Source organism: Methylobacterium fujisawaense (genome assembly GCF_014138435.1).
Classification (GTDB): domain Bacteria; phylum Pseudomonadota; class Alphaproteobacteria; order Rhizobiales; family Beijerinckiaceae; genus Methylobacterium; species Methylobacterium fujisawaense.
Genome location: NZ_JACJIM010000003.1, coordinates 610,006 through 628,654 on the forward strand (window position 1 = coordinate 610,006; position 18,649 = coordinate 628,654).

22 protein-coding genes and 1 tRNA gene are annotated in these 18,649 nt (G+C 69.7%); 3 read left to right on the forward strand and 20 right to left on the reverse strand.

Translation table 11 applies throughout. The annotated features are described in order from the left end of the window. Window positions 1-47: 47 nt before the first annotated feature. The 3 genes from GGQ91_RS12030 to GGQ91_RS12040 form a co-directional block, all read right to left on the reverse strand. On the reverse strand, window positions 48-1,349 hold the full coding sequence (locus tag GGQ91_RS12030) for an SLC13 family permease (protein WP_182592014.1): 1,302 nt from the start codon (window positions 1,347-1,349) through the stop codon (window positions 48-50). A 214-nt stretch (window positions 1,350-1,563) separates the two neighbouring features. After that, window positions 1,564-2,154, reverse strand: a complete 591-nt coding sequence (locus GGQ91_RS12035; RefSeq protein WP_182592015.1) for a hypothetical protein — start codon at window positions 2,152-2,154, stop codon at window positions 1,564-1,566. A 149-nt stretch (window positions 2,155-2,303) separates the two neighbouring features. Beyond that, window positions 2,304-3,797, reverse strand: a complete 1,494-nt coding sequence (locus GGQ91_RS12040) for an AMP nucleosidase (RefSeq protein WP_043383644.1) — start codon at window positions 3,795-3,797, stop codon at window positions 2,304-2,306. A 113-nt stretch (window positions 3,798-3,910) separates the two neighbouring features. Here GGQ91_RS12040 and tsaA point away from each other — a divergent pair, with 113 nt between their 5' ends. Both tsaA and GGQ91_RS12050 read left to right on the forward strand, forming a co-directional pair. Beyond that, window positions 3,911-4,408, forward strand: coding sequence for a tRNA (N6-threonylcarbamoyladenosine(37)-N6)-methyltransferase TrmO (gene tsaA, locus GGQ91_RS12045; protein WP_043352118.1), 498 nt, complete (start codon window positions 3,911-3,913; stop codon window positions 4,406-4,408). After that, complete coding sequence (locus GGQ91_RS12050; protein WP_179698157.1) at window positions 4,405-5,097, forward strand: SGNH/GDSL hydrolase family protein; 693 nt, start codon at window positions 4,405-4,407, stop codon at window positions 5,095-5,097. The genes tsaA and GGQ91_RS12050 overlap by 4 nt, the downstream gene beginning before the upstream one ends. Before the next feature lie 134 nt (window positions 5,098-5,231). Here GGQ91_RS12050 and guaA read toward each other — a convergent pair whose 3' ends face one another. From guaA to GGQ91_RS12090, 8 genes are all read right to left on the reverse strand, one after another. Then, a complete protein-coding gene (gene guaA, locus GGQ91_RS12055) occupies window positions 5,232-6,788 on the reverse strand; it encodes a glutamine-hydrolyzing GMP synthase (protein WP_043383638.1) in 1,557 nt (518 codons plus the stop codon). A gap of 212 nt (window positions 6,789-7,000) precedes the next feature. Further along, window positions 7,001-7,420, reverse strand: a complete 420-nt coding sequence (locus GGQ91_RS12060) for a hypothetical protein (RefSeq protein WP_043352116.1) — start codon at window positions 7,418-7,420, stop codon at window positions 7,001-7,003. Continuing rightward, the gene (locus tag GGQ91_RS12065) at window positions 7,417-7,815 is read right to left on the reverse strand and encodes a hypothetical protein (protein WP_182592016.1); all 399 of its coding nucleotides are present in this window, start codon (window positions 7,813-7,815) and stop codon (window positions 7,417-7,419) included. Before GGQ91_RS12065 ends, GGQ91_RS12060 begins: the two co-directional genes overlap by 4 nt. 238 nt (window positions 7,816-8,053) lie before the next feature. Further along, window positions 8,054-9,427: an NTP/NDP exchange transporter gene (locus tag GGQ91_RS12070; protein ID WP_182592017.1), complete on the reverse strand. Its 1,374-nt coding sequence runs from the start codon at window positions 9,425-9,427 to the stop codon at window positions 8,054-8,056. A gap of 106 nt (window positions 9,428-9,533) precedes the next feature. Further along, on the reverse strand, window positions 9,534-10,277 hold the full coding sequence (locus GGQ91_RS12075; RefSeq protein ID WP_182592018.1) for an NADPH-dependent F420 reductase: 744 nt from the start codon (window positions 10,275-10,277) through the stop codon (window positions 9,534-9,536). Beyond that, window positions 10,267-11,172, reverse strand: coding sequence for an aldo/keto reductase (locus GGQ91_RS12080; protein ID WP_111474241.1), 906 nt, complete (start codon window positions 11,170-11,172; stop codon window positions 10,267-10,269). Before GGQ91_RS12080 ends, GGQ91_RS12075 begins: the two co-directional genes overlap by 11 nt. 116 nt (window positions 11,173-11,288) lie before the next feature. Further along, a complete protein-coding gene (locus tag GGQ91_RS12085; RefSeq protein ID WP_043348958.1) occupies window positions 11,289-11,627 on the reverse strand; it encodes a hypothetical protein in 339 nt (112 codons plus the stop codon). Window positions 11,628-11,701: 74 nt separating this feature from the next. Then, window positions 11,702-12,157 carry a CHRD domain-containing protein gene (locus GGQ91_RS12090; protein WP_182592019.1) on the reverse strand — a complete coding sequence of 152 codons (456 nt, stop codon included), beginning with the start codon at window positions 12,155-12,157 and terminating at the stop codon, window positions 11,702-11,704. 259 nt (window positions 12,158-12,416) lie between these two features. Here GGQ91_RS12090 and GGQ91_RS12095 point away from each other — a divergent pair. After that, window positions 12,417-12,493: transfer RNA gene (locus tag GGQ91_RS12095), tRNA-Met, on the forward strand. Here GGQ91_RS12095 and GGQ91_RS12100 read toward each other — a convergent pair. Genes GGQ91_RS12100 through GGQ91_RS12140 form a run of 9 tightly spaced genes read right to left on the reverse strand, consistent with a single transcriptional unit; the run spans window position 12,472 to window position 18,646 of the window. Then, complete coding sequence (locus tag GGQ91_RS12100) at window positions 12,472-13,626, reverse strand: integrase (protein WP_182592020.1); 1,155 nt, start codon at window positions 13,624-13,626, stop codon at window positions 12,472-12,474. The genes GGQ91_RS12095 and GGQ91_RS12100 overlap by 22 nt on opposite strands. Beyond that, window positions 13,623-13,895: an excisionase family DNA-binding protein gene (locus tag GGQ91_RS12105; protein ID WP_182592021.1), complete on the reverse strand. Its 273-nt coding sequence runs from the start codon at window positions 13,893-13,895 to the stop codon at window positions 13,623-13,625. Before GGQ91_RS12105 ends, GGQ91_RS12100 begins: the two co-directional genes overlap by 4 nt. After that, window positions 13,885-14,070: a hypothetical protein gene (locus GGQ91_RS12110; protein WP_182592147.1), complete on the reverse strand. Its 186-nt coding sequence runs from the start codon at window positions 14,068-14,070 to the stop codon at window positions 13,885-13,887. The genes GGQ91_RS12105 and GGQ91_RS12110 overlap by 11 nt, the downstream gene beginning before the upstream one ends. Before the next feature lie 4 nt (window positions 14,071-14,074). Then, entirely contained in the window at window positions 14,075-14,971 is an 897-nt protein-coding gene (locus tag GGQ91_RS12115) for a hypothetical protein (RefSeq protein WP_182592022.1), read from the reverse strand. Next, window positions 14,971-16,233: a phosphoadenosine phosphosulfate reductase domain-containing protein gene (locus GGQ91_RS12120; RefSeq protein WP_182592023.1), complete on the reverse strand. Its 1,263-nt coding sequence runs from the start codon at window positions 16,231-16,233 to the stop codon at window positions 14,971-14,973. Before GGQ91_RS12120 ends, GGQ91_RS12115 begins: the two co-directional genes overlap by 1 nt. Beyond that, window positions 16,230-16,697, reverse strand: a complete 468-nt coding sequence (locus GGQ91_RS12125; protein WP_182592024.1) for a hypothetical protein — start codon at window positions 16,695-16,697, stop codon at window positions 16,230-16,232. Before GGQ91_RS12125 ends, GGQ91_RS12120 begins: the two co-directional genes overlap by 4 nt. 1 nt (window position 16,698) lies before the next feature. Beyond that, a complete protein-coding gene (locus GGQ91_RS12130; RefSeq protein ID WP_182592025.1) occupies window positions 16,699-17,379 on the reverse strand; it encodes a hypothetical protein in 681 nt (226 codons plus the stop codon). Continuing rightward, complete coding sequence (locus tag GGQ91_RS12135; RefSeq protein ID WP_182592026.1) at window positions 17,376-17,924, reverse strand: NUMOD4 motif-containing HNH endonuclease; 549 nt, start codon at window positions 17,922-17,924, stop codon at window positions 17,376-17,378. Before GGQ91_RS12135 ends, GGQ91_RS12130 begins: the two co-directional genes overlap by 4 nt. After that, window positions 17,924-18,646 carry a YqaJ viral recombinase family protein gene (locus GGQ91_RS12140; RefSeq protein WP_182592027.1) on the reverse strand — a complete coding sequence of 241 codons (723 nt, stop codon included), beginning with the start codon at window positions 18,644-18,646 and terminating at the stop codon, window positions 17,924-17,926. Before GGQ91_RS12140 ends, GGQ91_RS12135 begins: the two co-directional genes overlap by 1 nt. Window positions 18,647-18,649 lie beyond the last annotated feature (3 nt).

Consider the following 18,649-nt stretch of genomic DNA (forward strand, 5'->3'; position numbering starts at 1 on the left):
ATGGTGCGGCGCAATGTGCCGTCTGGGGCGACACTTTGCCGATTCTGTCACCTCAGCTGCCCCAGCAGTTGCCACCACGCATAGTCGAGGGGCGCGGCCACCAGCAACGACAGGAAGCCGAAGCTCACGGTGAGGCGCGTCGCGTCCCCGAGGCGGACGCCCCCGAGCTCGCTGGCGAACACGATCGGGGGCGCCTGGTAAGGGAAGAAGATGGTCGAGTAGCCGATCACCTGCAGGGAGACGACCGCGAGGGATGACAGGCCGCTCGCCTCCGTCATCTCGCCCGCCAGGGCCGTGTAGAGGGCCGGCGCGCCGTTGGCGGTGACGAGCAGGGTCAGCACCGTCGCCATGCCGGTGAGCACCGCGAAGTTCTGTGTCGGCGCGTCGTGCGCCAGGGGCGCGACCGCCAGGAGCAGATGGCCGAGACGCCCGCCCAGACCGGTCTCGTTGACCAGGGCGACCAGACCGAGCAGCGCCGCGATGTAGAAGCAGGTCCGCAGGTTGACCTGCTGAAACGCTTCGGGCGGCAGCACCCCGATCCGCGGCAGCAGGCAGACCACCGCGGCGGCGAGGCCGACCCAGGCGGGGGCGAGCCCGTGCAGGGCGTCGGTCATCCAGAGGACCAGCGTGCAGGCGAGGATCACCGCGAGGCGCCGCTCGGGCGCGGAGAGCGGCGGCAGCACCGGCAGGGTCGGCGCGGTCGGGCCGAGGTCGTCCGGAAACAGCCGGACGATGAGAGCCACCAGCAGGACGCCCTTGACCGCGGCCAGGACCGGGGCGTGCAGGACGAAGTAGGACAGGTACGAGAGCTGCAGCCCGAGCAGGTGTTCCGCCGAGCCGGCCATGACGAGGTTCGGCACGTTGGCGGGCAGGATCGCTGCCGACAGGATCGGCGTGGCGATGCCGACCGCCAGCACCGCGCCCGTCCGTCCCGGGCGGCCGACCGTGAGGCCGAAGGCGTCGCAGAGCGCCAGGGTCACGGGGATCATCAGGGCGATGCGGCCGAGATTCGACGGCATGACGAAGGCGATCAGGAAGCTCAGCGCCACCAGCCCGGTGATGAAGTGGCCGTAGGAGCCCGAGAGGCGCAGGGCGAGGCTCCGCGCCATGCGGGCGCCGAGGCCCGTCCGGGTCATGCCCTGCCCCACCACCAAGCCGGACAGGACCAGCCAGAAGGCGGAGGACGAGAGGCCGGAGAACACCGTCGCGGCGGAGCCGAGCCGCAGCAGCATCGCCAGTCCGAAGAAGGCCAGCGCCGTGACGATCTCGGGCAGCAGGGCGGTCGCCCAGAGGCTCATGCACGCCACGAGCAGTGCCGCCGTCGCCGCAATCGACCCCTCCCCGCTCACCGCGATCGTCCCCGCACCACGCTACGCCGAAGGTGGCATCCTCGTCGGATTGGAACGGTTCGCAATTCGGGAGTTGTTGAGCGAGCCTTCGCCAACCGCGAAGGCTCTTAGTGCGATGGGCCGCGCCGGCCTGCTTACGAACGCGGACGCCCGGCCGAGAGCCGGCCGGGCGCAATGCTGTCTCAAAAGCGTTTGGGGACCCGCTTCGCGTGGCTCAGTAGCCGTAGCCGTAGTAGCCGTTGCAGGCGGCCGGGTCGTAAGCCCCGTAGCCGTACGTGTCGGCACAATTGTCGTACCCGTAGTCGAGGCCGCTCAGGCCGTAGCCGACCCCGAGGCCGAGCCCGACCCCCGCAAGGCCGTAGCCGACGCCGCGGCCATAGCGCCGGCCGTAATAACCGCGGTTGGCGTAGCCACGCCCGACAATCCCGCGGTTCCCGATCCCGCCATACCGGCCGGCATCGTTAAATCCGCCGGTCCGGAGGCCGCCGCCCCGAAGCCCGCCGGCTCCGGCCACGCCGGCCGCGTCGAGCCCCGCGCCCCGGAAGCCACCACCCAGGCCGCCGACCCGCGCCCCACCGACGCCGCCGTTCTGAAAGGCCCCGCCGCCGAAGCCGCCGTTCCGGAACGATCCGCCGCCCACGCTGCCACCGCGGAAGCCGCCGCCGAACCCGCCGCCGTGAAATCCGCCACCGCCGAAGCCTCCGCCGTGGAAGCCACCCCCGCCGAAGCCGCGCGCATCCGCACCGGTCGGAGCGAAAGCGACCGCTGCCAGAAGAGCGGTCGAAACAAGTGCGATACGAGTCATGGGAAATCTCAGCTTGAAGCGAGGTGTATTAATCTCCCAACACTTCAAAACGCCGCGATATCCAAGCTTGAGTATTTGGGGCGACGTGGCAGTCCGTCGCGAGAGCCGTCCTCGGGCGCGGACCGGATGAAGACCGCGCCGGGCGCCCCTCACCGGAACGGAGGCTCATCGAAGCTGCGCAGCTTGCGCGAGTGGAGACCGTGCCGGTCGGCGCGCAGCACGTCGAGTGCCGCCAATCCCACCTGGAGATGCTCCGAGACGGCCCGGTCGTAGAACGCATTGGCGGCGCCCGGCAGCTTGATCTCGCCGTGGAGCGGCTTGTCGGAGACGCAGAGCAGCGCGCCGTAGGGTACGCGGAGGCGGAAGCCCTGCGCGGCGACGGTGCCGCTCTCCATGTCGACCGCGATCGCGCGGGACTGGTTGATCCGCCGCCGCTCCTGGCTGAAGCGCAGCTCCCAGTTGCGGTCGTCATAGGTCACCACCGTGCCGGTGCGCAGGCGCCGCTTCAGGGCATCGGCCTGCTCGCCCGTCACAGAAGCGGCGGCGCTCTGGAGCGCGACCTGCACCTCGGCCAGCGCCGGGACCGGGACGTCCGGCGGCACGAGCTCGTCGAGGATCCGGTCGCGGCGGAGATAGGCGTGCGCCAGCACGTAGTCGCCGATCGTCTGCGACTGCCGCAAGCCGCCGCAATGGCCGACCATCAGCCAGCAATCCGGGCGCAGCACGGCCAGATGGTCGGTGATCGTCTTCGCGTTCGAGGGGCCGACGCCGATATTGACCAGCGTCGTGCCCTGCTGGGTCCCGTCGGCGTCGCGCGCCACCAAATGGTAGGCCGGCATCTGGTGCCGGTGCCAGGGCGAGGCGGCGATCACCGCGGCGGGGTCGGCCTCGGCGGCCTCGGCGCGGCTCACGGAGACTCCGCCCGGCAGGACCAGCCGCTCGAACCCCTCCGCGCCCGAGGCCAGCCGCTCCAGGCCGTGGCGGACGAACTGGTCGACGTAGCGGTGGTAGTTGGTGAGCAGGATCCAGGGCTGGACGTCGCGCCAGTCGCAGCCGGTGTAATGGACCAGCCGCCGGAGGGAGTAATCGACCCGCACGCCGTCGAACAGCGCCAGGGGCAGCGGCTCGCCCGCCACTTGGTCGAAGGTCCCGTCGGCGATCTCGTCGCCGACGAGCGACAGGAGCGGGACCGGGAAGTAGGTGGCGAGATCCGCGCCGTCGACCGCCCGGCCGCCCGCGTCGAGCCCGGCTTCCAGCACGTAGGGATAGGGGATCTCCTGCGCGCTCAGCCCGACTTCGATGGCGATGCCGTAATCCGCGATCAGCGGCTCCAGCTGACGGGTCAGGTAGGTCCGGAAGAACGCCGGATGCGTCACCGTCGTGGCGTAGGTCCCGGCCGCCTGGAGCTTGGCGGTGGCGCGCCGGACGCGCGGCAGCGGCCCGTCCGGGCGATAGCTGATCCGCAGCTCCGGGTAGCGGAAGGCGAGCCGCTCGGTGGCGTCCGGCGGCGGCCCCCCGGCGAGGTAGCGCTCCAGGGCATTTCGCAGGGCGCCGGCCGCGTCGTCGTAGAGCTCGACCAGCCGGTCGACGGCGGTCCCGGCATCGGCCACCGCCTGCATCGGCCGCAATTCCCGCTCGATCATGTCGCCTCCGTTCCTGCTGCCGGATCTACACCCCGCACCATCCGGGGGCGAGATGCGGGGTTGCGGGCCGCGGGCACATGGCCGACAAGCCCGCCGGCGCGGAGCGAGGCGGCATGGACGCGGATGAGTTCGGAACCCGTCCCGGCGAAGTGAGGGCAGAATTGCCCACGACCTTCGATGCGGGCCTCCACTTCATCGGCCGGCTGCGCACGCCCTGGCAGGCGCGATCCGACTGTCCGAAGAACGGCCTGCAGACCGATGCGGTCTGCACCGTGGAGGTCGATCCGGCCTACGTCCCCGGCCTGCGCAACGTCACGGGCTGCACGCACCTGATCCTGCTCTACTGGATGGACCGGGCGACCCGCGGCCTCGTGATCCAGCGCCCGCGCCACGCCGACGGTCCCCGCGGCACCTTCTCCCTGCGTTCGCCCGCCCGTCCCAACCCGATCGCCCTGTCGGTGGTGGAACTGCTCGGCCGGGACGGCGACACGCTCCGCGTGCGCGGGCTCGACTGCCTCGACGGTACGCCGCTCCTCGACATCAAACCCTACTACGCCTCCACGGATGCGCGGCCGGACGCGCAGGTCGACCGGGCCGGGGCCGAGCCGTGAGGCGCGTCGCCCTTCTCATCCTCGGTGGGCTCGCCCTGCTGGCAATCGGCGGTTTCGCCGGGTGGCGCCTGCATAGGCCGGCCGCCGATGCGCGGGCCTACGCGGAGATGCGCCTGATCGCCGTGCAGGTCAGCCTCGACGAGGCGCCGCCGGATTACGTGTTCTGGGCCGGCGATTCCCAGGTGGAGCTGCAGCCGGGCAGCCAGCGGCCCTGCGGCCTCGACTTCCTCAACGGCGGGATCAGCGGCTCGACCGCGGCCAGCTATGCGGACCACCTCGCGCGCTTGACCTTCAAGGTCCCTCCCCGGCTCGCCGCGCTGACGATCGGGACCAACGACATCCTCGTGAAGAACAACCCGCAGCTGGACAAGCCGGCGGCGCAGTTCGAAGCCGCCGCAGAGGCGATCATCAAGCGGCTCCAGATTTTGACCCCGCGCGTCGTGGTGACGGCCCTCCCCCCGGTCGGGCGTGAGCTCAGCAAGCTCGTCGATGCCGGCGCGGTGGCAGTTTACTCGCAGCGCCTGCGCAACCTGTGCGGCCGGCTCGGCTGCGTGTTCACGGACCCGTTCGCGGCCTTGCGCGACGGCGACACCGGCTACGCCAAGCCCGGTGCCCTGCGGGACGGGCTGCATCTCGCGGCGTTCCGGCCGGCGCTGAAGGCGGTCGAGCCGGCGCTCTGCGGGCCGTGACGGGGCGCGGTCTGCGGCACGGCGTCCGCATCGTCCCGGCGCGCGACGCGGCGCGATCCGGGAGCGCCCGGAATCCTGCCGTCACGCTCCCCAGAATCGGCTCGCGGCTTTCGCGATGACGGCTGCGGGCCTGCTTATTCCCACTCGATGGTGCCCGGGGGCTTCGAGGTGATGTCGTAGGTGACCCGGTTGATGCCCTTCACCTCGTTGATGATCCGGGTCGCGACGCGGCCCAGGAAGGCCATGTCGAACGGGTAGAAATCGGCGGTCATGCCGTCCACCGACGTGACGGCGCGCAGCGCGCAGACATGATCGTAGGTGCGGCCGTCGCCCATCACGCCGACGGTCTTCACCGGCAGGATCACCGCGAAGGCCTGCCAGATCGTGTCGTAGAGGCCGGCCTGCCGGATCTCGTCGAGGTAGATCGCGTCGGCCTTGCGCAGGGCCTCCAGCTTCTCGGCGGTGATCGTGCCGGGGCAGCGGATCGCCAGGCCCGGGCCCGGGAACGGGTGGCGGCCGACGAAGCCCTCGGGCAGGCCGAGTTCCTTGCCGAGGACCCGGACCTCGTCCTTGAACAGCTCGCGGAGCGGCTCCACGAGCTTCATGTCCATGCGCTCGGGCAGGCCGCCGACATTGTGGTGGCTCTTGATGGTCACGGACGGGCCGCCCGTGAACGACACGCTCTCGATCACGTCCGGATACAGCGTGCCCTGCGCCAGGAACTTCGCCCCGCCGATCTTCTTCGATTCGGCCTCGAACACGTCGATGAACAGGCGACCGATGGTCTTGCGCTTGACCTCGGGATCCGAGACGCCCTCGAGGGCCGCGAGGAACATCCCCGACGCCTCAACGTGGACCAGCGGGATGTTATAGTGGTCGCGGAAAAGGGCCACGACCTGTTCGGCCTCGCCCAGGCGCAGGAGGCCGTGGTCGACGAACACGCAGGTCAGCTGGTCGCCGATCGCTTCGTGGATCAGCACGGCCGCCACGGCGGAATCGACGCCACCCGACAGGCCGCAGATCACCTTCTCGGAGCCGACCTGCTCGCGGATCTTGGCGATGGCCTCCTCGCGATAGGCGCCCATGGTCCAGTCGCCCGAGCAGCCGGCCACGTCGCGCACGAAGTTGCGGATCAGCAGGGCGCCGTGGGGGGTGTGTGCCACTTCCGGGTGAAATTGCACCGCGTAGTAGTTGCGTGCCTCGTCGGCCACCGCCGCGAAGGGCGCGTTCTTGGAGATCGCCACGGTGGTGAAGCCGTCCGGCAGCTTGGTGACGCGGTCACCGTGGCTCATCCAGACCGGGTACTTCTCGCCCTTGTGCCAGACGCCCTTGAACAGGGGGCAATCGGCCAGGATCTCGACCTCGGCCCGGCCGAACTCCGCGTGGTGTCCGCCCTCGACGGCGCCGCCGAGCTGGGCCGCCATGGTCTGCTGGCCGTAGCAGATGCCGAAGACCGGGACGCCCGAATCGAACACGAGCTGGGGCGCGCGGGGCGAGGCCTCGACGGTTACCGATTCGGGGCCGCCGGAGAGGATCACGCCCTTGGGCTTCTGCTCGCGAAACGCGGCCTCGGCCTTCGTGAAGGGCACGATCTCGCAGTAGACGCCCTCCTCCCGCACCCGGCGGGCGATGAGCTGGGTCACCTGAGAGCCGAAATCGACGATCAGGATCTTGTCGTGGTCGGTGTTCATCGCGGGCGATTATCCGAAGGCCGGGGCGGGTGCAACGCACAAGTCCGGGTTGTCCGGTCTTCCGACGCGCTGACGCCGACGGAATGCCGGATTCCGCCCGTCGGTCATACGCTCTTGCATCGTCCCGGGGCCACGCGGCGCGACCCGGGACCCGAATCGGCCGATCCGGTCAGGCGCGCGACGTGGTCTCGGCTGGCCCGACGCGTCTGCTCTCAGTCGAAGTTGCGGACCTTGGCCGATCCGCCAAGGCTGATCGCGGGCTTCGCGGCGGCGCCGGCGAGGCTCACCTTCTTCTGGCCGGGCGGAGTCTTGGCACGCAGCTGGGGAGCCGGCTCGGGCGCCGGCCGCGACGGCTTCAGGTGCGCCTGTCCGTGAATCACCGAGCCGATCTCGCCCGCCACGCGGATGAGGTCGTCGCGCTCGCAGGAGCGGGCGACCTTCAGCCCGAGCTTGTGCATGTGGCTCTTGCCATAGAGGTAGGTGGCCAGCTGCGCGCGCTTCAGCGGCGGGATCTGCTCCAGGATCAGCGGCAGGTCGAAATCGTCGGCCCGGTAGACGGAGCCCAGGACCTCGAGGGTTACCGGGCAATCGACTTCGGGCTCGGCGCCGCTGGTCGGATGCGCTTGCGTCATGGATGCCTCTTGGAGGTCGATGGATCGGGATGCGGGTCGGATGCCCCGGAGCCGGGGTCGAGTTCAACCCCTATCGGAACGGTGAGGTTCGCAATCCGGTCCTCCGTCGGCGCCGGAGCCGGGCTCGGGGCCGGGACGGTCTCGGGTTTCCAGGCACCGAGGCAGCCGGTGCAGACGGATTCGATCACCGCACGGGCATGGGCCTGCCGGCGCGCCCAGAGCATCTCCCGGGCCACGCGCGCGGCCTCGGCGTCCGGTAGGGGGCGGATGCGGATGTAGAGCGGCTCCTGCGCGGCGACCGGAGCCGGCGTCACGGCGAGGAGCCCGAGCACGGCCATCGCGGGCTCGGCGGAGCGCCACCAGCGCCGCGGCGCCGACCATGCGGGTCCCGCCATGTCTCTCTCCCGCCCGGACCGAGCGCGATACGTCGCCCGTCAGGGTAAACCGCCTCTTAACGGACCGCCACCGCCGCGCGGAACTTCACACGGCCATGCCGGTAGAACCAGAGGGGGCCGAGCGGGAGATGGCTTGATGCCTCAGATGTTCGACTGGATCTTCTTCGCGATCATGCTGCCGTTCCCGGCTTACCTGGTCTGGGATTTCATGCGGCACCGGTAGGCCGGCCCGCGTCGTTCACCGGCCGGGCGAGGCCGCCCCACGACCGAACGGCATGGGCCGCGCTGACTCACCGACCGGCTCCGTCGCCTGCTCGTCCCGGCGCCGGTCCTGTGCGCGCCCGAGCCAGAGGCTGTTCACGAGCCACGCCACCGAGAGCGGGATCGCGGCGCTTGCCACGCCGGCGCTGCCGAATCCGACGCCCTGGATGCCCGTGAACGACCATGCGCCGACTTGGTCGCCCAGGCGGTAGACCACCGTGTCGATGAAGCTCTTGGCCTTGTAGCGATCCTCCCGCGGGACGACGGTGAACAGCACCTCGCGCACCGGTCGCGCGATGGCGAAGTTGCCGGCCCGGCGCAGGACTTGGAACGCGACGATCACGCCGATCGTGGGCCAGACGGCGAGCGCCGCGAAGCCGAGGATGCTGAAGGCCGGCAGGATCGCCAGCGTCAGGGCGACGCCGATGCGATTCACGATCCGGCCGGTGAGGAACAGCTGGATTCCCAGCGTCAGGACGTTCACCGCGAGGTCGACGCTGGCGAAGAAGGCGGTCTGCGCACCCCGGTCCGGGAAGCTCCGCTTGGCGATGCCCGCCTGCTCGAAATACAGGAAGGTCGAGGTCACCGAGAACAGGAGCAGGAACAGCGAGATGTTGAGCAGGTAGGGGGACGCGAAGGTCCGCGTGACGCCGGCGAGCACGCTGCCGCCGATCGTCCGATCCTGCCCGTCATCGGCGCTGCGGTCGCGGCCCGGCACCTCGTGCAGCTGCGTCGACAGGGCCGCGAGACCGCGCATGCAGAACACGGCGATCTCGAGGAGCACCACCGCGCAGAGCATAAGGCCCCAGGTCGGGACGTTCTTGGCGAGGATCGCGGTCGTCGCCGAACCCGCGATGGCGCCGAGCGTCGCGCCGGCCGCGATGAAGCCGAACAGGCGCTTGCCCTGGGCGTTCGAGAACACGTCGACGATCGTCGCCCAGAAGATCGAGACCACGAAAAGGTTGAAGATCGACAGCCAGACGAAGAACACCCGGCCGATCCACACGCCCCACTCGGCGGGGGCGAGATAGAGCGTCAGCGCGAAGGCCAGGATGTTGGCCGCGAAGAACCGGTAGGTGATCGGCACGAACCGCGCCCGCGGCATCCGCTTCACCAGGTAGGCGAAGGGCAGGTTGAGGGCGAGCATGCCCACCAGGGTGGCGGTGAACAGCCAGGGCAGGTTTTCGATGCCGCCGGCGACGCCCATCTGATCCCGGATCGGGCGCAGCACGTAGTAGGCGGCCAGGATCGAGAAGATGTAGGCCCAGGACCACGCCAGCGCCCGACCCTCGCCGGGCTGAACGTCAATCAGGCGCGCGAGCGTGCCGCGGGCGGGTGCGGGTTCAGACATGGGCCGATCTCACCGGAATGGGCTTTCCCTCGGGCAAGCCTCCCTCACGGAGACTCGGTCCGACCCGTCGCCTCCGCACGGCGTGGCGACGGATCGGATGACGCCCCTACTGCGCCAGTCCGAGTTTCTGGCGCATCTCCGACGCGGTCACGTCGTGACCGAAGCCCTGGGAGCCCATGGCGAACTTGTCGGCTTCCTTGAGCGGACCGACCACCACCGGATCGAAGCCGGCGTCGCGGACGAGGCCCTCGGCGACCTTCAGAGCCTCCGGGTCATCCCCGGCGATCGGGATCGCCATCCGTCCGCCTGCGCGACCCTTGCCGCCATCGGCGCCTTCCTTGGCGAAGACCTTGTAGTTGGCCGCATTGAAGGCGCGCACCAGTTTGGCGCCGGGAAAGTACTTGGCCGAGGTGGCGCCGATCCCGCTGGCCTGGACCTCGTCGTAGAGCGCGCCGTCGCGCTTCTGCGTGGCGTTGCCGGCGTCAAGGACGACCTTGCCGTTGAGAGCCGGGCCAATCTCCTTCGCGAGATCCGGATAGGCCTTGTAGGGGACGGCGATGAACACGGCATCGCCGAACTTGATCGCGTCCTCGGGCGTGCCGGCCTTGGCGTTCGGTCCCAGCTCCGAGACCATCGCCGCCAGCTGCTCCGGGTGGCGGGAGGCGAACATCACCTCGTGGCCGTCCTTGACCCAGAGCGTCCCGATCGTACCGCCGATATTTCCGGCCCCGATGACGCCGATCCGGATCTTTTTCGGGCCGTCCTGGGCCAGCGCGGGCATGGCCGCGGCGACGGCGAGTCCGGCCGCGAGGGCGAGCGCCGCGCGGCGCGAGGTGAGATCAGACCGCATCGATGAACATCTCCATCTGCTTGCGCTGCGCCGCATCCGGGAGCTTGCCCCGCGCGGCGCCGAGGTTGTCCTCGACATAGGCGGCCTTCGCCATGCCGGGGATCGGGCAGGTCACGGCCGGATTGCCGAGCACGTATTTCAGGAAGACCTGCGGCCAGCTCGCGCAGCCGAGGTCCTTGGCGAAAGCCGGCAGTTCCTTGCCCTGGACCGCCTTAAACAGGCGGTCGCGGCCGAACGGCACGTTGGTCATCACCGCCACGCCGCGGTCCGCGGCGAGCGGGATCACGCGCTCGGCGGCGGCACGGTTGTCGATGGCGTAGTTCACCTGGATGAAGTCGAGCGTCTCGCGCTTCATGACGGCTTCGAGCGCGTCGAGCTGGTTGTCGCGCCAGACCGTGACGCCGACATAGCGGATGCGTTTGCGATCCTTCAGATCCCGCAGAATCGCCAGATTCTCGGTCACGTCGATCAGATTGTGGACCGCCACGAGATCGAGTGTATCGACCTTCATCCGCTTGAGCGACCGCTCGAACTCCGCCAGCGTCGCATCGCGGCCGGTCGTGTCGACCTTGCTGGCGAGGAAGATTTTCTGGCGCAGGCCGGGCTCCGCCAGGATCAATCCGAGGACGTCCTCGGCGGTCCCGTAGCTCGGGGCCGTGTCGATCACCGAGCCGCCGAGGGCGACGAAGGTCTTCACCGCCTCCTTCAGCGGCGCCACCGCGTCGGGCGTCGGCTCGACCTCGTAGCGTCGGGACGTGCCGATCCCGATGGCCGGAAGCATCTCGCCGGTGGAGGGGATCGGGCGGCGGATCAGCGGCTCCGCCGCGGTGGCGAATCGCCCTGCGAGCGGGGCGAGGGCCGCTGCGGCGATGACGGCGCGACGGGATACGGGCATGGCCGGCCTCGGACGAAATTACGACCCATCGGAAGATAGGGCGGCTTCGGCCTGTGTGCATTCATAATTCTCACGCTTGCGTGAGCACGACGCAACGGCCGGCCGCGGGCAGAAGGCTAATCCTCCTCGGGCGGATCCTCGAACTCCGCACCCTCGGTGTCGGGGGCTATGCGGAACCGATATTCGTCGATCGTCAGAAACGCCCGGTGGGCCGCCTGCGGGTCGATCCCGTCGCGGACCACGAGGGTCTGGAAGTCGATGAAGAGGCGGGCGATGCGCGCCTCTTCCGACAAGGCGGCCAGGGCGGACGAGCTGGCGCCGGCGCGCATCATGTAGCGCTTCGCCTCGCCCGCCGTGTCGGGTGCGGGCAGGACGACGACCTGCCCGGCGGTTTCCGGCTTCAGCTCTGCCCAACGCAGGGGCGTCCAGGCGATGATGGCGTCGATCTGCTTCATCGAAAGCTCCGGCAGGAGGATGGGATCCGCCTACCGGGCGCGATCGGGAACGTCGAGGCTCTCGCCATTCCCGATCAGGGCGCGCGCTCCAGCTGGCCGCGGATCTCACCCTTCGGGTTCGCGGCGGTGTGAAGGTTGAAGTAGATGCGGCCCGCAGCGAGATGGGCGGCCTTCGCGTCGTCGAGGATCGCCTCGCCGGAGAAGGGACTGCTCGCCGCCGTCACCGGAACCAGCACGCCGGCATTCTCACCGGCCTTGGCCGGACCATGGAAATGGGCGGCCGTGACCGGGCCGGTGAGACCGCTGTATCGTCCCGACCAGCTGAGGCGCTTGGCGGCGGGATCGAAGGTCGCGGTGATCTCGCCCGTGCCGGCGCCTGTGGTCGCCGGGACCTCGCTGCTGCCGGTGAGGGCCGCGCGATAGGTGGCGTCGTTGCCCGCCGCGATGGCCGGGCCGGCGAGGAGCGGCACGCCCAGCACGAGAAGGGCGGCGAGGCTAGTGTTCCGACGATGGTTCGTGCGCGCTGTCATCGAACGCTCCGCGATGTGACGGGCCTTCAGGCGGCCCGTGTGTCAACCTAGCGGGCTTCGACGGACCGCACATGGCCGCCGCATCGGCGACGGTCGACTTCCGGTGACAGCCGGGCTGTCCCGTCGGCGATCGGCGGGACATGGATCGAGCTCGATCCGGACGCGCGCTTTGCGCACCCAAAACCGTTGACAGCGAGCGTCCGCTCTTCCTATACCGCGGCCACTGCACGCATCGTCCTCGCGGACGGTCGTGTCGCGTGGCGGGGTAGCTCAGCTGGTTAGAGCAGAGGAATCATAATCCTTGTGTCGGGGGTTCAAATCCCTCCCTCGCTACCATCTAACTTCTTGATTTTGCTCGTTTGACCCAAACCGCCTCCTGGCGGGTTTGACGTTTCTGGCCTCTGGGTTTGACGGCCGCCCGCGCTTCGGCGCGCAAACTCGGCGTCTAGCGAAGCCACCAGCGCTCGCATCTTCGGCGCCAAATCCGCACCCTTCGCATAGTGCCGGGCCATCTCGATCGTGCGCTGTCCCAGCGCGTCGGCGATGGCTCTCTCGTCGTGCCCGATCTCGCGTAGCACGACGGCCAGGGTGTGCCGCAGCCCATAGAGCGTGAGGCCTGGCTGCACCCTCCCCGCCTTCTCCAGCTTCAATCGAATCGGCCGCCACGACGCGCGGAATCCGCTGAGCGTCCAGGGTTTACCCTCGGAGTTCGCGCACAGGGTCGGCGCCGTGTGCTCCGGCGCGGCGGCCAGGATCATCGTGAGCGGTAGCGGCGCGGGCCAGAACACTGGCTCGCCTGTCTTGGCTCGACTCGTCGACAGCTCACCATCGCGAAAGGCCTCCCGCGGTAGGCCGAGCGCCTCCTTCGGTCCGAGGCCGGTGAACATCATCAAGGCGACCGGAGTGAGGATGTGCGGCGGCGCGGCGGCCAGCACAGCTTCGCGCTCGGCGTCTGACCAAGGGCGGTTGGCGTCGGGCTCACCCTTCTTCTTGCGCAGATCCTTGATGCCGGTGGCCGTGTTCGCTGGCAGGTGGCCGCGCTCCGACCCCCAGGCGAACATCAGCGACAGCACCGCCTTCACGTAGTTGCCGAATCGACGCCCCTTCCGCTCGGCCGCGCGGTCCCTGACCTTCACCACGAACGGGCGCGTGAACCGCTCAAGGTCTGTGCCGTCGATGTCCTTCAGATAGTCGAGGACCTTCTGATAGTCTGCGCGCGTCTGCGGGGCCAAGTCGGTGAAGGCCGCGTGCGCGCGGTAGGCGACGATCAGGCTGCCGAGCGTGCCGGCCTTGGGCGCAGCGGCGGTCTCGGCGCTCTTCCCGATCCGCGCCACCTCCGCGAAGAACGCAGCGGATCCAAGCGGCGCCTTCTTCAGGTCGATCTTCTCGCCGGTCGTCCGGTGGTAGCACCGCATGGCGCCGTGCCGGTCCGCGAAGATCTTGAACCCCTTCACTCGGATGCGCGTCACCCGAGCCTCGCCAGGATATCCTCGTCGCTCTCCTGGTTCGCCTCGCGTTCCGGCAGCGCCTCGAAGAATAGATCGACTTGCGCGCGATCCCAAAGCACGCGCGTGCCAACCTGCTTCGGCCGAGGCATCAGCCTCTCTCGTACCATCTCGTCGAAGGTGGTCACGGAGACGCCGACGTAGCGGGCGGCCTCCAACCGCGAGATGCCCTTGGGTGCGAACGGAAGTGCGGGGCGCTCCGGCCGTTCGGATGTGCGGACGCTACGCGGCACTTCCCCCTCCTAGCTTTCTGTCCTTCCACAGCACCGGCCGGGCGTGGTCCGGGATGTGCGAGCGGCCCCGCGCCGTCGGATGCATCGGCGAGCCGCGCCGGCCGGCTCGAGCGTTGGCGATCGCCGCAGCGGCCGCGTCGATCATCTCGCGCGTGATGGAACTGGACTCGGCCATGCTCCTACTCCGAGATCAGAGAGATGAGGGCCGAAAGACTGTTGTTCAGCTGCGCTTTCACGGATCTGAAAAATTGACCGGATATACGAAACTGATCGCTTAATGATCTCGTGCTCAGATCCTGCTTGAGGAGGTCCGAGCCATGACGATCACCACCTCGATCAACGCCGTCGGGCCTGTAAGGGCGACGGAGATGATCCAATCGGCACGAGCTGAGGCCGCGATCGAACACAGGGCGGGACTGCATACCGTCACGGCGGCAGTGCAAGGGTCCGACGATGAGAGCATTCAGGAGAGAAAGGGCGGTCTGAACCTTCTCCCGTCGCAGAAGCGTGTGGTCGACATCACCGTCTGAGACCAATTCGGCCATGGGGCTACTCCGCGGCTTCGGGGATGGGGGTGAGAGCGGCGGCAGCGACGTCGCGCGGCCAGCCCAGATCTTCATGCGGCGCCCCGGGCGGCCGGTCCGGCTGTCCGGACCGCCGCCACCGCCGCGGCCGACCAGCGGCCAGCCGTCGAAGCGGGAGAGGTCGCCAGAGTGCAGGGCCTCGTCTTGGTAGAAGACCGCGAGCGCGCGGCCGTGGGTGGCGGCGATCGCCGGGAACAGCATCTCGCACCACAGACGGAGCATCGGCCGGCAGAGACCGGGCCGGGCCGCACACATGCGGGCCAGCTCGACGCACTGCTCGCGTCGGATCCCGGTCTGCCCGACGACGTGGCGCACGGTTTCACCCGCGGCCGTCACCGCGACCGGCTCGCCGCGCTCGAACATCGCGTGGTGCGCCTTGATCGCGTAGCTCGTGCGCTGGTACGGGCCCATGCGATGGCCCCAGCGGACGAGGAGCCGGTTCAGCTCCGCGCGGTCGATCGCCTCGATGTGCTGGACGGGGGCAACGAGCATCAGTCCGCTCCGAAGAGGAGCGGCTGCACCGAGCCGTCGGGGAAGATCGCATCGAGCGGCACGTCCGCGGTCGGCTCGTCGCCGGTCCAGCGCTGCGGCCACGTGCCGGCCGCGATCAGCTCGCGGATGCGCGCTTCCTCCTCGGCGTTGAGCAGGTCGACGTGCGGCCGGCCGAGCCGATCAGCCACGGCGTTGCAGGCCGCCTGGATGGCGAGGATCCGGTCGAGCGCGTCGAGGCGCGCCGGCAGGGTGATCGGGCCCATGCGCTGCTGGTTCGGCACCAGCGTGCCGTCCTTGCGAGTCTCGCCGCCAGGCTGGCGCAGCCGGTTCCTGGCGAGCCGCAACTCCCGGTAGATCGGGCGCAGGCCGAGCAACGGCGCGAGGTACGACCAGGCCGGCAGCGCCACGACCGCCTCGAGGGCCTTGTCCCGGGCGGCGAGTGGGCACCCGACGCAGCCGGTGCGCGCGTTCGCCTCCTCGGCCTCAACGCCCCCATAGGCGTCGGCCAGCATCGCCGTCGCCCAACCGCCATAGGCGCGCATCGGCGCGTAGACCCGCAGCCAGTCCCAGACGTTGCAGACCCGCCAGTGCAGGATCGGCGCGAGGGTCGCGAGGCGCCCGCGGACGCCCTTCATGTCGGGGAGGAGCTGCTGATACCAACCCTGCCCGCACTCGGCGCCGTCCTTCGAGCAGCTCATCTCGATTCGCTTGTCGCGGATCGCGCTCTCGCCTTGGCGGACGCCGGTGATCGTCAGCACCGTGTCGGTCTCGGGCAGGCCGGCGAGGTCGGCCTCGATCGCGGCAGCCATCGGGTCGATCTTGATCTGCCGGGTGCACCAGCGGAGCGTGTTGTTGTTCGGCGGCGGGACGCCCCGGCCGAGGATGTAGACGAGGAATCGTCGATCGAGCGGCGCGGCGACGACGCGCAGCCGGATCCACGGGAAGCGGGCGAGTCGCGCCATGACGTCAGCCGCCGCGATCGCGAGCGGCGTTAGCTCCTGGCGGGTGTCGGCATAGTAGACGGTGAGCGTCTTCGGCGGCGCAAGCCGGCCGGCCTCGATCAGGTGGACAATCAGCGTCAGCGTTGCGGTCGAGTCCTTGCCACCCGACCACGCCATCGCCCAGTGCTCGTGCTGCGGGCCGTAGGCCTGGAGCGAGGCGAGGGTCATCTCGACGGCGTCATCGTAGACCAAGCGCTCGGCCGTCAGCGCGAAGAGGTCGTGCTGCTTCGAGCCACGGAGGATCGGTGCGGGCGCGTTCACGCCGCCACCCCTTCGCCGCTCGCCGGGGTGCGCCGCTTCGTGCCGCGGTGCCGCTGCGCCCAGATCCGCACGTCGTCGTAGGTCGCAGCGTGGAGGATGCGCCAAGCCTGCCGGAGCTGATCCAGGTTGAGGTTCGCGAGAAGCCCCTCCTGGTCGGCCAGATCCAGATGGTCAGCGAGGAAGGCGCGGACGCGGGCAGCGGCGAGGGTCTGCTCGTTCGGCGGGGCCTGCCGGACGAGCGGCACCATCACCTGCAGGCGGAGCAGCGCGCGGGCGTTGACCGTGGCCTGACCGGCCGGGAGCCCGACACAGCCGCCGTCCTTGTCTTGATGCGCCCACGATGCCGGGCACACCGGGCACGCCCATACCCACGCGTCGGCAATTTCGGGATTGTGCGCATCGACGTCGCGGCCGTCGACCAGGGCGCACTCGGTGCCGCAGTCGGCGCAGAAGATGGGGGCCATCTCAGGCGGCCTCCTCGGCGGGAGGCGCGAAGCCCGGGAATCCGTCGTCGTCGGCGACATCAGCGGCGGCGGCGATCCGCTCCAGATCGTCGGCGATGGCGTCCAAAGCGCGGTCGGCCCGCGGGTCGAGGTCGGCGCGGAAGAAACGCAGCGCGTCGCTGCCCTTCGCGGCCTCGGCCCGGGCGGCGGCGTACAGGCGGTCGCGCGAGGACGGCTGGCGGGGCGCGTCCTGCTGCTCACCGGCCGGAGCAGGATCATCCTGCCTCTTCTCCGGCGCGCGCGAGCGCTTCTCGGGCAGCGGCTTCACCGTGAACGGCTTGCGGCTGGCCCGGGTCACCGTGAGCGCCATCGTCACTGCCGAGGAGATCCCGGACATGTGGCTGATCCGGATCCCGCCGACGGCCGCGCCGCCGAACTGCACGGCGTCGTCCCGGTAGAGGGTCATCCGCCGACCGACGTAGGCGGTGCCGTCCTGGCCCCAGATCCGCAGGAGCACGCGGCGCATCGACTTGCCGGGCTTGTAGGGCTTGCCACCGTCGCCCTCGAAGTAGATCGCGATCGGCTGGTCCGGCTCCTTCATCTTCGACACGCGCGTAACCGTGATGGTGCGCGGGCCGCCGATCAGGTCGTCGGCGTTGAGCTGGTCCGACCGAGGGGCAGTGGTCTGCGAGATGTCGATCACAGGTGCCTCCAGATTTTCTTCGAGCGGATCAGACAGACGGTGGCAGGACTGATCCCGTGCTCGGCCGCCAGGGACCTCCCGGTGCGCGCGGTTGCCGACCTGATGGCGATCACAGCCGCTTCGCTGAGCTTCGCGTGGCCGTGCAGCTCTCCGCGCGGGGTCCGCTCCGGCTTCGTGGTCCGGCCATGGCGCGGGCCGGTGGCGCGCGTGCCGTGGGCTATGCAGTCGCGCATGTTCTCGGCGCGTGTCGCCCACCGGAGATTGTCGGCGCGAGCGTTCCAGCGCGTGCCGTCGCCATGGGCGACCTGGTGTCCTGGCGTCGGCGCTGGGCCGTGGAACGCCTCGCAGACGAGGCGGTGGACGAGGCGACGGAAGGCCCGGCCATCGCGCGCGAGGCTGACGGTCGGATACTGGTGGTTGCCCAACCAGGGGACCAGAACGCGGCATGCGTGGTTGAGGGCATCCGGCCTGGACCGTCTGACACGGCCCGTGTCGCTGACCTCGTAATCGGGGAATCCAACGACGGGCATCCAGATCTCGGCCATCACGCCATGATCTCCCGTTCGATGCGCTGGGTCGGGATGCTGCCGGCGGAGGCGACCGCGTCGCGGTAGCGGCCCATCGCGTCCCGGAGGCGCTGCTCGAAGTCGCCGGCGGCGGACAGGATCGCGGCCTGGATCGCGTCGTCCGGGTAGGCGCGGATCACCGCGAGCGGCAGGCCGCCGGAATACGAGACGAGGTCACACCAGAGCCGCTCGGAGACGAGGAGGCCGGTCTGGATCTGCAGGACGTAATCGGCCGGGATCGCGCCCTCGGGCACGTGCTCGAGGAAGGTCTGGATTTGGTACTTCTGCCGGCGCGACTTGCACTCGACGAGGCCATCGGCGCCCACCAGCGCGTCCGGCGAGTAGCCGAGCGTGAAGCCCCAGCGGTCGTTGGTGATGAAGCCGACCGTCTCGGTTGGCGCATAGTGCTTCGCGTAGAGGGTGAGCGCCTCGACCTCGTCGTCTCGGCCGCGCAGCATGTCGTCGCTGACGAAGCGCGGCTCGACAAACTGGGTGATCCGCTGGGCGAGCAGCTCGTAGAGGTGCGCCCGCTCCTTCTCGTTCCTGGCCGCCTTGAGGGTCGGCGTGAGGATCAGCGACATCTCGCTGGCGGTGAGCATCCCGCAGCGGGCCGCGATCCACTCGTCGGTACCCTGGTAGAGGTCGGCGTGGATGCGCACCGTGGAAGGGCGCTCGATAGTATCGGGGGCCAGCAGAGACATGGC